A 15,448-nucleotide genomic window follows, 5' to 3' on the forward strand; every position below is an offset into this window, starting at 1 on the left:
TGAGCCTGCCCTCCTGCGATCTACGTCGCCACCTACGCCAGCGTTAAAAGGCGTAGATGAGACGTATACGCAGACATAAACCGGAATAAATCTTATTTGCAGGCGCGATAATTCACGGCTCAACCTTGGAATTCGCGCAGGCGCCGTGCTTTTTCCTCCAATTGCGCACGCTGTTCAGGTGGCAGGGCTTCCAGCTGCAGATAGGCCCGGGCGGTGGCTTCCAGTTTTTGTGCATCGGCCCCAGGTAGCTCGCCCAAGGCCTGTGCCAACCCCGCTACCGTGGGGTTGTCAAAGATGACGGCCGGGCTGATGTCGCAGCGCAGCACCTTGCGAATGCCGGCGACCAGCTTGATGGCCAGCAGCGAATGCCCGCCGGCCACGAAGAAGTCCTGGTGGATACCCAGCACCTCTTTACCGAGCAGGCGGGCCATGCGCTTGGCCAGCAGTTCTTCGAAGGCATTGCGCGGCGGGTCGCAGGGCGCGTCCTCTGCCACCGGACCTAGTAAGCCCAGTGCCCGGCGATCGACCTTGCCATTGGCCAGGCGCGGCAGTTGCGCAACGAGCTGGATACGCCGAGGCAGCAGGGCCGTCGGTAGGCGCTCGGCCAGCTCAAGGCGAATTCGCTGGATCGGCTCTGCCTCCCCAGCCTGCACCACGACGAACGCGGCAGGTTGCAAGCCGCTTTGGCCCTCATCGGCCGGCACGGCAATCACCACGACCTCCCTGACCATAGGCAGGCGCAATAGCTCGGCCTCAAGCTCACCTAACTCCACCCGAAAACCATTGAGTTTGACCTGTTGGTCCTTGCGGCCATGCAAGGTCAGAGTGCCGTCTGCGCGGTAGCGTGCCAGGTCACCGGTGCGATACAGGCGCTGCCCAGGGGCAAACGGGTGGTCGACGAATACCTGATGCTCAGTGGCTGGCTGCAGGTAGCCACGGCACACTTGCAGCCCACCAATGTACAACTCGCCCAGTACGCCCACGGGCAGCAAGCGTTGTTGCGCGTCCAGCACGTAAACCTGGTTGCCCGCCAGCACCTGCCCCAAGGGGATCACCGGCTGCTGTGCCGCCGCAGGCGTGAGGGCTTGCACCATCACGCCAACGGTGGCCTCGGTGGGCCCGTAATGGTTGAACAGCCGGCAATCGGCACGCACCTGAAAAATCCGCTGGATAAGGCTGGGCGCCGGCGGCTCGCCCCCCAGGATCAGCGTGGCCGGCAGCCGTGGGTGCTCGGCTTCCAGCAAGGCGGCCAGGTGCGAAGGCACAATCTTCAGACAGTCGATATTGGACTCGGCCAGGTAGGCCGCAAAGCGCTCGGGCACGCGCATCGTTTCTTCATCGGCCACCTGCAGGCAGGCGCCGTTGTACAAGGCGCCAAACAGCGTGGTGTTGCCAAGGTCGGCGGCCACGCCCGAGGTGAAGCCAAACTGCGCACAGCTCTCAAGCCCCAGGGCTTGGCTGGCGCCGGCCAGGTAGTTGGCCAAGTGGCGGTGCTCGATGACCACGCCCTTGGGTACGCCGGTGGAACCGGACGTGAACAGGACGTAGGCGGCTTCATGCCCCTGCAACGGATAGGCGGCCGGGTACGTGCCAGCCGCATCGCTGCCGACAAGTCCAGGGTCGAGCACCTTCAGGCCGCTAGCCAGCAGCTCGTGCGCGTTCGCCAATTGGCCGACAATCGTGGTCACCCCCGCCTGGGCAGCGACCTGCAACTGCCGCGCCACCGGCCATTGAGGGTCCAATGGCAGGTAGGTCGCGCCCAGCCACCAGGTTGCCAGAATCGACACCAGCAAATCGTTGCAACGCGGCAGCGCGATGGCCACCACCATGCCCGGCTGGATGCCCTGCTCGGCCAAATGCGCGGCCAGCGCCTGCGCCCGCTGGGCCAGTTGCCCGTAGCTCAGGCGCTGTTCAGCACAGACGATGGCGGCGACGCCCGGCGTTTGCGCCAACCACTGTTGCAGGCGTTGGGTCAGCAGTTGCGCAGGCTCGTTGGGGGCCACCGGGTTGAGCGCCAGCACGCGGGCCTGTTCGGCTTCGCCCACCAGGTTCAATTGGCCGATCGTAGTGCCCGGTTGGCTGAGCACGTGTTGCAACAGGGCAACGTATTGCTCCAGCAAACGCTCGGCACTGGCCGCGCAGTAGCAGCCGGGGAGGAAATCCAGCAACAGTGCCTGGCAAGTACCGTTTGCCGCCATGTGCACCTGCAACAGCAACTCGCTGCCCTGCAACTGCGGCGTTTGATCGATGTGCCAACCCGCCGGCGTGCCAGCCGCATCGCGCAGCGTGGCGAACGCAAACGCCGGCCGCGCGCCGCCAAGCGGTGCCGGCCAGTACTCTTGCCACACCACGTGTTGCGCTAGTACCGCGCTGAATTCGGTCGCCCAGGCGTCAAACGGTTGCGCTTCATCCACGCGCAGGTTCACCGGCAAGGCCTTTTCCAGCACACCCGCGCACGGCGCGAAGTAGTCGTAATCTTCCCGGCTGTCGTGGTGCCAGGTGCCGAGTAACGCCGATTGCCCGCTGACCCGGCTCAATAGCGCCCACCACGCAGCCTGCAACACCTGAGCCGGTGCCATCGCAAGCACCGCGGCCTTGCGCGCAAGTTCGTCCTGCAGGGCAGGCGCCAACGGTATCCGCACCCGTTCGGCACGCAGGCCTTGGGCCTCGCCCAGTCGGTAGGGCAGCGTTGCGCTGGCCGCCTGATCACCTTGCAGGTGGTTGCGCCAGTACCGGTCGGCCTCTGGGGCATCCTCGTCGAGGGCGGTTTCGGCGCGCCACTCCAGGTACTGCTCGAAACGTGGCGCATCTTCTGCCGGCTGGCTGTCGGGCACCTGATACAGCGTGGCCAGGCTATCGGCCAGCAGCGCCAGGCTAGGGCCGTCGACCAGGCCATTGGCAACGGCCAGCGTCAGGCGCCAATGCCCCTCACCCAGTGTCGACAACAGCGCGCCGGCCCATGGCCCGTGCACCATGGAAAAAGGCCGCTGCCGCCATGCCTCAAGCCGTTGCTGCGCCGCCGAGGGCGTGAGCACGGCCGCTTCAGCCTCCAGCGGTACGGGCGTTGCCTCGGCGTCCGGGCATAAACGCAAGCCATGGAACCCGGCGACCTGGCGCAAACGCGCGCTCAGCACCGGGTGCAGCCCCGGCAATGCCGCCAGCGCCCGTTGCAGGCGCGCCAGGTCCAGGCTGCCGCGAATATCCAGGACCCGTTCGCCGGTGGCTTCGCCAAAGGTGCGCGCGCCAGTCAAGGCCTGCAGCATGACCTGCTGTTGCGGGCACAGTGCAACGTTATCGACCATTAGCTCGCTCATGCGTCGACCTCCTCAGCTGGCTCGCTCACCACGGCCAGGCTCGCGCGTTCGACCATGTCGCCCATGGCCACGACAATTTTGCGTGGGCCCTCGTAGGGGTCGCGGGCATGGGCAATCAACATGTTGTCCAGCAAAATCACGTCGCCCTTGCGCCAGTCGAACCGCACCGCACATTCCTCGTACAGCTCGCCGATCAACTGCATCACCTCATCCTCGATGGGCGAGCCGTCGCCGTAGTACACATTCCGTGGCATGCGCTCGATGCCAAACAACGCCAGCAAGTCCTCGCGCACATCGGCATCCAGGCAATAGGTATGGTGCAATTGCACCTGATTGAAGAACGAACGGGCACCGGTCAGCGGATGGGTAATGATGGCCGGGCACGGGGTGCGGATCTGCAGTTCGTCGTCGGCCAGCCAGCGCAATTGAATACCAGCCGCCTGGCAGCGCGCCTCGACATCGGCGCGGTTGTCGGTCTTGAAAAAGTGCTGCCACGGCACGTCGAGCTTGCCGGTAAAGGTGCGCACGTATAGCAGGCCCTTGCGCTCGAACGTCTCGCGCAACGCCGCCGGTAGCTTGTGGTACATCTGCCGGCAGTCGACCACCGGGGTCGCCCCGCCCACCTGTGAAGGCTGCTCGCAATAGAACAGCTGCTTTCTCGGCCAGCTGTCCTGGTGCGCACTTTCGTTGTGGAACAGGATCATCTTCTTCTCAGGGTATGGCGTGGAGCGGTAGGTGTTCTGCCCGCCCTCCTTCTTCGGCAGGTCGCCGTAGTTGCCATACAGGCCAGGTTGCACGGCCTCGGCAAACGCTTCGAACGCCTGGCTGTCGGCCACCGCGAAGCCGCGGAACAAGATGCCGCCATGGCGTGCCAGCTTTTCCTCGATGTAAGGGCGGTTGTTTTCAATCCAGCCGACCACGTCCAGGCCTGGGTCGGTGGGTTCCAGCAGCAGCGGGAAATCCTGGGTGGGCACCAGCAGCGATTCGCGGGTGGCGCGCGGCGCCTCTCCCGCGGGACGGGCCTGGGCCTTCTTCAGGAATTTGTCCAGCTTGTTGGCCTTGCCGCCCGGCGCGGTTGCTGCAGGCGTAGGCGCCTGGGTGTATTGCATCGGCATGTTCATGTCTTCCAACCTCACGTTCTGGTCACATAAGATCTGTTCGAGTAGGGCCACCCAGCCCTCCACGAACCCCTGGATCTGGGCCTGGTCGAACAGCGCCGAAGCGAATTGCCATTGGCCACTCAGTTCGGCGTGCGGCGCCTGTTCAATGAACAGGGCCATGTCGAATTTCGATTGTTGCGACAGGCTTGGCAGTGGTTCCACGCTCAAGCCCTGGATGCCGGTACTGGCCACCGGCACGTTGTTCATCACGAACAGCACCTGCACCAACGGGCTGATGCCTTTGTGCCTCGGCACCTGGCTAGCCTCCACGATCATGTCGAGCGGCAGATCCTGGTGCTCGATGGCATCGAGCAGGTGGTCGCGGCCCTGCGCCAGGAACGTGGCGAAGGTGTCACCCGGTACCGACCGCGAGCGCAGCGGCAGCACGTTGACGAAGAACCCGATCAGGCCCTCGAGCTGGGCTTGCTGGCGGCCGGCATAGTCGACGCCCACCACCACGTCATGGCTGCCGGTGAGCCGGTGCAAAAAGGCCTGGAACGCCGCCAGCATGACGGTATAGAGCGTGACTTGATGGTGGGTCGCCATGCCCACCAGCGCCTGGGTGACCCCGGCAGGCAAGGTGAACGAAACGCAACCGCCGGCGTGGGACGGTTGCGCGGGCCGAGGTCTGAGAATGGGCAGTGGCAAGTGCCCGCAATAGCCGCCCAAGGTGCCTTTCCAGTACTGCGCCTGTTGCTGCAACACCCCGGCGCGCTCCAACTCCTGTTGCCACAGTGCAAAGTCGGAGTACTGCAACGGCAACGCGGGCAGTGGCGCCTGATTGCCGGCGCGCAGCCGCCCGTATACCTCGACCAGCTCGTTGGCCAACACCGCCATGGACCAGCCGTCGGAGATGATGTGGTGCATGGAGTAGAACAGCACGTGCTCCAACGGCCCCAGGCGCACCACCTGCATACGCAGCAACGGCGCCTGCTCCAGCACGAAGGGATGCGCCTCGTTGGCCAGGGCCTGTGCAGCCACCCGCGCCTCCTGCTCAGCGCGGCCGAGGCCGGACAGGTCCTCGTAGGGCAGGTCCAGGGCCAAGTGCGGGGCGATCCAGGCAATCGGCTCGCCTTCATCGTCCTGGCCGTAGGTGGTGCGCAGCACTTCGTGGCGAGCTACCAATGCTTGCAAGCTGGCGTGTAACAGGTCGATCGACAATTCGCCCCGCAGGCGCAGGGCCATGGGCATGCCGTAGGCGGCGCTGCCGGGCGCCAGTTGTTCGACCACCCACAGCCTGCGTTGCACCAGCGCCAGCGGCGCGTGGGTATTGCCTGCATGGGCACGCAATACCACGTGGTGGCCGGCCGCTGGCTGCCGATGCATCGCCAACCGCGCAACAAAGTCGGCCAGGCAAGGCTGGTCGAACAGGTCGCGCAGCTTCAACCCCGGGGCGACCTGTTGGCGTACCCGCGCGACCACCTGCGTGGCCAGCAAGGAGTGCCCGCCCAGCTCGAAGAAGTCGTCGTGCCGGCCCACGCGTTCAACCTTCAACACCTGGGCCCAGATAGCCGCCACCTGCTGCTCAAGCCCTGCGTGCGGCGCGACATAAGCCTGCAATGGCAGGCCAGCCTCAGGCTGCGGCAACGCCTTGCGGTCCAGCTTGCCATTGGCGGTCAAGGGCAGCCCGGCCACGAACAGCAGATGGGCCGGCACCATGTAATCAGCCAACGTTGCCTTGAGCGCGGTGCGCACGCTGTCGCGAACAGCCGCCTGGGCCTGTGGGGTGTGCACCACGGCAGGGTCAGCCGGCACCACGTAGCCAACCAATTGCACACCGCCAGGGCCTTCCTGCGCCAGCACGGCGGCTTCGCGCACGGCGGGTTGCTCCAGCAGGCGCGCCTCGATTTCACCCAGTTCGATGCGAAAGCCGCGCACTTTCACCTGGTGGTCGATACGCCCGCTGTACTCGATCACCCCGTCGTTGCGGCAGCGCGCCAGGTCGCCGGTGCGGTAAAGCCGGCCGCCACCTTGCTCGCGGGTGTCGAACGGGTCGGGCACAAAACGCTCGGCAGTCAGCCCCGGACGGTTGAAATAACCGCGGGCAAGGCCAGCCTGGCCCACGTGAAGCTCGCCGTGGCAGCCGGGCAGGCTCAGCTCGAACTCACTGTCCAACAAGTACCATGACAGGTCAGGGATCACCGCGCCCAATGGGCTGGTGATCGAGCGACGCAGGTCTTCGCGGCTGACCGGGCGGAACGTCACATGCACGGTGGTTTCGGTAATGCCGTACATGTTGATCAGCCGTGGGGCATGGTCGCCGAACTGGTTGAACCAGGGCGCCAGGCTGGCCACGTCCAGGGCTTCGCCGCCGAACACCACATGCCGCAGGGCCAGCACCTGGCCCGCCTTGGCCGCGGCGCAGGCGACCGGGATCAATGGCTTGAACGCCGAGGGCGTCTGGTTGAGCACGGTCACTTTCTCACGCACCAGCAGGTCGTGGAAGTCGTCGGCCGAGCGCGCCACGTCCTTGGCCACGATCACCGCGCGGGCGCCGTGCAGCAAAGCGCCAAACAGCTCCCAGACCGAAAAGTCGAAGGCATAGGAGTGGAACACCGTCCAGACATCCCGGGCGCTGAAGCCAAAGTCCGTTTGCGTGGCCTGGAACAGCCGCACCACGTTGTGATGGGCAAGCAAGGTGCCCTTGGGCTTGCCGGTGGAGCCTGAGGTATAGATCACGTAGGCAAGGTTTTGCGCCACCGCACCGCCCTGCGGGTTGGCATCGCTGTAGCCCGACCAGGCGCCCTCCCCTTCGCCCACTGCCAGGCATTGAACTGCGGGGGTTACCGGCAACTGCGGCTGCAAATGGGCTTGGGTCAGCAGCAGGGCCACGCCGCTGTCCTGCAGCATGTAAGCCAGGCGCTCGCGCGGGTATTGCGGGTCCAGGGGCAGGTACGCGCCGCCAGCCTTGAGAATCGCCAGCACACCCACCACCATCTCCAGGCTGCGCTCCACGGCAAGGCCGACCAGCACGTCCGGGCCCACCCCCACTTCGCGCAGCTTGTGCGCCAGGCGGTTGGCACGGCGGTTGAGCGCCGCGTAGCTCAACTGCTCGGTGCCAAACGTCAGGGCCGTGGCGTGCGGGGCGCGGTGCACCTGTTGCTCGATCAATTGGTGCAGGCATTGGCCCTGCGGGTAAACGGCAGGCTGCGGGTTCCACGCGGCAATGATCTGCTGCTCGTCACTGCCCAGCAGCGGTATTTGCGCAATCGGCCGTTGCGGTTCGCGGACCACGCCTTCGAGCACCTGCACCCAATGCTGGCACAGGCGCTCGATGGTGGTGGCATCGAACAGGTCGGTGGCGTAGGTGAACGCCGCCCACAGGCGGTCATCGGCCTGCACGGTGTCCAGCGTCAGGTCAAACTGCGACGTGCGTTGCACCCGTGGCCAATCCTGCACCGCCAGCCCCGGCAGATCACGGTGTGCCCCCAGGCCTTGGGCCTGGTGGTTGAACATTACCTGGAACAACGGGCTGTGGCTTTGGCTGCGCTCGGGCTGCAAGGCCTCCACCAACTGCTCGAACGGCAAGTCCTGGTGCATCTGCGCCCCCAGGGCCGCCTGCTTGACCTGCTGCAACAAGGTCGCGAAGGTGGTGTGCGGGTCGAACTCGGCCTTCATCACCTGCGTATTGACGAAGAAACCGATCAGCCGCTCGGTGGCCATTTGGGTGCGGTTGGCAATCGGCACCCCCACGCGGATGTCGGGCTGGCCACTGTAGCGCGCCAGCAAGGTTTGCAGGCTGGCCAGCAGCACCATGAACAACGTCACGTCGTGCTGTTTGGCCAGGGCCACGAGCCCGTGCATCAGTTCGGTATCCAGCACCAGGGAGTGGCGAGCACCGGCATGGCTTTGCACTGTCGGGCGCGCACGGTCGGTGGGCAGCAACAACACCGGCTGCTCGCCCCCCAGTTGCGCTTGCCAGTAGGCCAGTTGGCGTTCGCGCTCACCGGCTTCCATCCAGCGGCGCTGCCACTGCGCATAGTCCGCGTACTGCATCGCCAGGGCGGGCAGCGTTACCGGCCGGCCTTGGCGATGGCCCTCGTACAGCTCGACCAGTTCATCGACCATGATGGGTATCGACCAGCCATCGGACACGATGTGGTGCTGGGTCAGGACCAGCACGTACTCGTCATCGGCCAGTTGCATTAACCGCACACGCAAAAGCGGCCCGTGTTCCAGATCGAATGGCCGTTGGATTTCGGCCTCGACCCGTGCCTGGACCTCAGGCAACGGCAAGGCCTGCAAGGCGTCCACGGCCAGCTCGCAAGGCAGGTTGGCATGGATCACCTGAAGCGTTTGATCGCCATCCTGATAAAAGGTGGTACGCAATGGTTCGTGACGGGCCACCAGTGCGTTAAAACTGAGCTGCAGGGCCGCGACGTCCAGCGCGCCCTTGAGGTGCAGCACTGCGGGCACATGGTAGGCCGCGCTGGTGGGGTCCAACTGCCAAAGGAACCAATGACGCTGCTGGCCATAGGAGAGCGCCAAGGGCTTATCACGCGCCACCGGTTCGATGGCGCCTGCGGTGTTGCGCTGGCCTTGCCCGGCCAGCTCGACGAAATCGGCCAGCCGCGGTGCCTCGAACACGCAGCGCAAGGGCAGGTCCAGGTCCAGGGCGTGGCGAACGCGGGAAATCATTTGGGTGGCCAGCAGCGAGTGGCCGCCCAGCTCGAAGAAATGATCGGTACGCCCTACCCGGTCCAGCTTCAGCACCTGGGCCCAAATGGCCGCGACCTGTTGCTCAAGCGCACCGCGCGGTGCTTCATACGCCTGTTGCAGTTGGCTGGCATCGGCCAAGGGCAAGGCCCGGCGGTCCAGCTTGCCGTTGGGCGAAAGGGGCAGCCTGGCCAAAAACAACAGGAACGCCGGTACCATGTGCTCCGCCAGGCTGCCTTTGAGCGCGGTGCGCAGGCTGTCGCGCAGGTCGAACTGCGCCTGGGGGCTGTGCATGACAGTGGCATCGGCCGGCACCACGTAGCCCACCAATTGCATCCCGTTGGGCGTCGGCTGCGCCAACACCACGGCCTCGCGCACCAGGCCGTGTGCCAGCAGCCTGGCCTCGATTTCACCCAGCTCCACCCGAAAACCGCGCACCTTGACCTGGTGGTCGATGCGCCCGCTGTATTCGAGTACTCCGTCAGCGGTGTAACGCGCCAGGTCGCCGGTGCGGTACAAACGGCCACCGCCGGTTGCACTGCCGTCGAATGGGTCGGGGATGAAGCGCTCGGCGGTCAGCGCCGGGCGGTTGAAATAGCCCCGCGCCAGGCAACCGCTGCCGCCGATCAACAGTTCGCTCACCAAGCCCACCGGGGCCAGGGCGAAACCGCTGTCGCACAGGTAGGTGGCCCGCCCGCCAATGGCCTTGCCGATAGGCACGCTGGCCTTGGGGATCTGCGCAAGGGGTATCGATGAGCAGTCCAATACCGTGGACACCACCGTGGCCTCGGTTGGCCCGTAAGTATTGAGCAGGCGCACGTCTTTTAGGCACGAGGCAAACCAGTCGTTCAGGCCTTCCGGCGGCATGGCTTCGCCGCCCACGTGCACCTGGCGCAGCACCCCGCACGAGGTGGCCCCGCGTAGGTGCGCGGCGAACAGCCGCCAGTACGCCGTCGGCAGGTCGGCCACGGTCACGCCGTGGCTGATGATAGTGTCGGTCAGCGTTTCAATGTCCCACAGTTGCTCGCCGCGCATCACCACCTGCGCCCCCTGGCACAGCGCTGGGAACAGTTGCTCGACGAAGCCATCGAAGCTGACCGTGGCGAACTGCAATACCTTGTCGCGGGCAGACAGCCGCGAGTACTGCGCGGCCACTTGGCAGAACGCCGACAGCTCGCCGAGGGCGATGGCCACGCCCTTGGGTTTGCCGGTGGAGCCGGAGGTGTAGATCACGTAGGCCAGGTTGGCAGGCACCGTCACCGGCGTTGGGTTGGCGTCGCTGTAGTGGGCCAATTCATCGCCCGCGGTTGCCAGCAAAAGGTGACGCACACCTTCGAGCTTGGGCAGACGCGCGACTAAGTGGGGCTGGGTCAACAGCAGGCTGATCCCGCTGTCGTGCAGCATGTGGGTCAGGCGGTCCTGCGGGTAGGCCGGGTCCAGCGGAACGTAGGCCCCGCCCGCCTTGAGGATGCCCAGCAAACCGACGATCAGCTCCAGGCTGCGCTGCACCGCGATGCCCACGCGCACGTCAGGCCCCACGCCGCTTTCGCGCAATCGATGCGCCAGGCGGTTGGCCCGGCGGTTCAGTTCGCCGTAGCTCATGCACTGATCATCCAGCACCAGGGCGGTCGCCTCAGGCTGCCGCTGGGCCTGTTGTTCGATCATCTGCAGGGCGCAGGGGGCGTTTTCAACGCTTTCGGGTAGCGGGTTCCAAACCTTTGCCAGTTGCCGAGTTTGCCCGGCATCGAGCAACGGCAGTTCGGCCACCGCCGTGCTCGATTGCGTCAAGCTGCCCAATAGCGTCAGCCAGTGCCCGGCCAGGCGCTGTATGCGCTCGGCGTCGAACAGGTCCGAGGCGTAGCTGAATGAGGCCATCACGCCATCGGAACGTTCCAGGGTGTCCAGCGACAGGTCGAACTGCGTGGTCTGCTCCAGCCAATTCACTTCCTCTACATGCAGCCCCTGCACACTGTCGGCCGACACCCGCTCGCCGAAGTCCAGCAAGTGGTTGAACATCACCTGGAACAGCGGGTTGTGCCCCAACCCGCGCTCGGGCTTGAGCGCCTCCACCAGCACGTCAAAGGGGATGTCTTTGTGGGCTTGGGCCTGCAGGGTGGTTTCCTTGACCGCGGCCAGCAATTGGCCGAAGGTTTGCGCCGGGGCCACCGCCACCCTGGCGACGACGGTGTTGACGAAAAAGCCGATCAGCCCCTCCAGCTCCAGGCGGTTGCGGTTAGTGACCGGGATGCCGATGTTCAGCGTTTCGCGGCCACTGTAGCGCGACAGCAGCAGTGCAAAAGAGGCCAGGAATACGTGGAACAGCGTGGCATTGGCGCCCACTGCCAGGCGCCGCAGGTTGGCGGTGAGTTCGGCCGGCAAGCGAATGTCGATGCGGGCGCCCCGGTAGCTTTGCACCGAGGGGCGCAAGCGATCGGCGGGCAGCTCGAGCACCGAAAAATCATCCTCAAGCTGCGTTTTCCAGAACGCCAGTTGGGCTTGCAACTCGCCGCCGGCCAGGCGCTGGCGCTGCCATGCGGCGTAGTCGGCGTACTGCACCGCCAGTGCGGGGCGCTGCTGTGCCTGCCCCTGGGCGTGGTGGTTGTAACTGGCCGCCAACTCGCGGACCATCACGCTCATCGACCAGCCGTCGGAGACGATGTGGTGCAACAGCACGGCCAACAGGTGCTCGTCGGTGCCGGTCTTGAACAGGCTGACGCGCATCAGCGGCCCTTGCGCCAGGTCAAAGGGGCTACTGAACAGCGCGTCCAGTCGCTGGCCGGTTTCGCCAGGGGTACTGGCGCCAAGGTCCTGCTCGTCAATGATCAGCGACGCGGCCGGCAACACCCGCTGCCAAGGCTGTCCGTCCTGTTCATCGAATACCGTGCGCAGTGACTCATGCCGCGCCACCAGGGCATCGAATGCTGCCTGCAAGGCCGCCTTGTCCAGCTGGCCTTGCAGCTTGACCGCCAACGGCGTGTTGTAAGCAGTGCTGTGGGGGTTGAGCTTCCAAAACATCCACTGGCGATATTGCGCATGGGAAACCGGCAGTGGCTGGTGGCGGTCCACAGGTTCGATATCACCCCCCTGGGCCTGCTCCAGGCCTTGCAACGCCTGGGTGAAAGCCTGCAAATCGGGGCTGTCGAATAGCAGGCGCAGGGCCACCTCCAATTTCAACTGTTGGCGGATGCGCGATACCACCTGGGTGGCCAGCAATGAATGCCCACCCAAGGCGAAGAAGTTATCGTCCAGGCCCACTTGCCCCGCGTGCAGCACGTCAGCCCAAATGGCCGCGACCTTTACCTGCAGCGGCGTAACGGGGGCCCGGTACTCGGCCTGGGTGGCAGACGGCTGGGGCAACGCCTTGCCATCGACCTTGCCGTTGGCGGTGACGGGCAAGTGCTGCAACACGACCAGGTACTGCGGCACCAAGTGGTCGGGCAACGCGTGTTTGAGCGCGGCACGCAGGCCATCGCTGAAGCGCCGTTGGGCATCTTCATCCGGCGTCCAGCCCTCCGGCACCACATAGGCCGCCAACTGTCGGTTGTCGTCCGTGCCCACCAGGCGGACCACGACGTTGTCGACACCGGGTAATTGCCGCAGGTGGCTGTCGATTTCCGCCAATTCGACGCGATGGCCACGGATTTTGACCTGGCCGTCCATGCGCCCGGCAAACAGCAGTTGACCGTCGCGGTTGTGCCGCACCCAGTCGCCACTGCGGTACATGCGCGTGCCCTGGCCCGAGGGATCCGGCACGAAGCGTTCGGCCGTCAGCCCCGGGCGCCCCAGGTAGCCGCGCGCCAGGCCCGCGCCTGCGAGGTACAGTTCGCCTCGGGCGCAACCCGGCACCGGCTGCAGGCAGGTGTCCAGCACGCAGGCATGAATATTGTCCAGTGCACGGCCCAGCACGGGCTGGCGCTGCAAGGCATGGGTGAGCACACCCACGGTGGTTTCGGTGGGCCCGTAGTGGTTGATCACGCGCAGGCCGGGAGCCAACGTGGCTAAGCGCTCCAGCAGCGCGGGCGTGCAGGCTTCACCGCCCACGATCAGGCAGCGGCGAGGCAACGCATCGGCGCCGGCTGCCAGCATTGCCTGCAGGTGCGAGGGCACGATCTTCAATGCATCGATGGCATGCTGGCGCAAGTAGCCGGCGAACGCCTCGGCATCGAGCACCACGTCCTTGGCCAGCATGTGCAGGGTTTTGCCGGCGCACAGGGCACCGTAGAACACCGTGTGGCCCAGGTCGGCCGCCGGCGTGGTGACCATCGCCAGGGTCTGCAAAGCGTTCACGTCGATGCGCGTGGACACGCCGCGTACGTAATTGACCAGCGCCCCGTGGCTGATCGCAACCCCCTTTGGCGTACCGGTGGTGCCCGAGGTGTAAATCACGTAGGCCAGGTTGTCGGCACTAACCGGCACCCGGGGCGCAGCCGCCTCGCGGTGGTCGCCGTCCAGGTCCACCCATGCGGTGCCCGCTGGCAAGCGCAGTTGCCCGGCCCGCCCCAGCACGCGCTTGACCTGGCTGTCGGCGAGCATGAACTCTAGCCGCGCCTGGGGCTGGTCGGGATCAAGGGGCAGGTAAGCGGCGCCGGCCTTCAACACCGCCACGATGCCCACCAGCATCTCGATCGAACGGTCGGCTACCACGCCCACGCGCTCGTCGCGCTGCACGCCGGCATCGAGCAAGGCTTGGGCCAGCCCGTTGGCGCGCACCTCCAATCGTTCGTAGCTGATCTGGTCGCCAGCACTGACGGCCGCGATCTGGTGGGCATTGCCCGCTGCGGCGGTTTCGATCAAGTGGTGGATACAAGCGTTGTCCGGCGCCGTCGGCACGCGGGCTGGCACTGGCTGCTCCAGCGCCAGCTCGGCCACCGGGCCGTGGGCCACCGACACCAGCCCCTCCAGCAATTGCAGCCAGTGCTGGCCGAGCGCGTCGATGGTCGGCCGGTCGAACAGGTCCAGCGCATAGGTGAAGACCGCGTGCAGGCGCCCGCCGCTTTCATAGGTGTCCAGGGCCAGGTCCAAGCGCGCGCTGTGCTTGTCCAAGGCGAGCTTTTCCAGGGTCAGGCCGCTGCCCAGGCGGATCTGCCCGGCATCGGCGATGCTGGCCTGGTGGTTGAACAATACCTGGAACAGCGGGTTGTGACCGGCGCTGCGGTCCAGCTCCAGCGCTTCGACCAGCCGTTCGAACGGCAGGTCCTGGTGCGCCTGGGCGCCCAAGGCGGTGTGCTTGACCCGGCGCAGCAACTCGCTCACGTCGATCAACGGGTCGATCTCGGTGTGCAGCACCTGGGTATTGATGAAACAGCCGATCAGGCCTTCCACCTCGGCGCGATGACGGTTGGCCACCGGTACCCCGACCCGGATCGCGCGCTGGCCGCTGTAGCGTTGCAGCAGCAACTTGAAAGACGCCAACAACACCATGAACAAGGTCGCGCCGTGGGCCTTGGCCAATGCGCTCAGTTGCTCGGCCAAGGCCGGGGCCACCTGCACTTCAACCCTGGCACCCCGCAAGCTTTGAGTTTGGCTTCGCGGTCGGTCGAGGGGTAGCTCAAGCGGGGTATGGTCATCGCCCAACTGGTTACTCCAATAGGCCAATTGCCGCGCTTGCTCGCCGGCTTCCAGCCAGCTGCGCTGCCACAGGGCGTAGTCGCGATACTGGATGGGCAAGGCCGCCAACTCGGCTTGGGCCCCGTTGCAGGCGGCATCGTAAAGGCGGACGAACTCGTCGATCAGCACATTCAGCGACCAGCCATCGGCAACGATGTGGTGCAAGGTAAGCAACAGCACGTGCTCCTGCGCCTGCAACTTGAACAGCTGCACGCGCAGCAACGGCCCCTGCTGCAGATCGAAGGGGGCCTGGGCCTCTGCCGTGGCCAGGGCCATGACCTGCGCCTCGCGCTCGGCATCGGCCTGAGCGCTCAGGTCATGCTGCACGATGGGGACCGCCTGGGACGCCAGCACTTCTTGCAACCACTGCTCGCCGTCCAACCGCAGGCGGGTGCGCAGGCTTTCATGGCGCGCCACCAACTGGTCGAACGCAGCCTGCAAGGCATCGCCATCCAGAGCACCGTTCAGGCGCACGGCCATGGGCAAGTTATAGGCGGCACCCGCAGGGTCCAGTTGCCAGAGGAACGCCATGCGCCGCTGGGCATAGGACAGGCCGTCGCGGTCACTGCCCACGACGTTGGCAGGGATCGGAAACACGGCAAAATCGACACCTTCTTGCTGCAGCGCGGCCAGGAACACACGGCGTTTTTCAGGCGGCAGTTCGATAAAGCGGCGAGCGAGTTTCAACGAGTCTTCGGCATTCATGCGATG

2 protein-coding genes are annotated in these 15,448 nt (G+C 65.6%); both read right to left on the reverse strand.

Going from position 1 to position 15,448, the window contains the following annotated elements:
- Positions 1-119: 119 nt before the first annotated feature.
- Positions 120-3,314 (reverse strand): non-ribosomal peptide synthetase, encoded by a 3,195-nt coding sequence (locus L9B60_RS02835; RefSeq protein WP_249676012.1) that lies wholly within the window; start codon positions 3,312-3,314, stop codon positions 120-122.
- Positions 3,311-15,442 (reverse strand): non-ribosomal peptide synthetase, encoded by a 12,132-nt coding sequence (locus tag L9B60_RS02840; protein WP_249676013.1) that lies wholly within the window; start codon positions 15,440-15,442, stop codon positions 3,311-3,313. Before L9B60_RS02840 ends, L9B60_RS02835 begins: the two co-directional genes overlap by 4 nt.
- Between the last annotated feature and the right edge of the window lie 6 nt (positions 15,443-15,448).

Origin of the sequence: Pseudomonas abieticivorans (assembly GCF_023509015.1) — a bacterium.
Classification (GTDB): domain Bacteria; phylum Pseudomonadota; class Gammaproteobacteria; order Pseudomonadales; family Pseudomonadaceae; genus Aquipseudomonas; species Aquipseudomonas abieticivorans.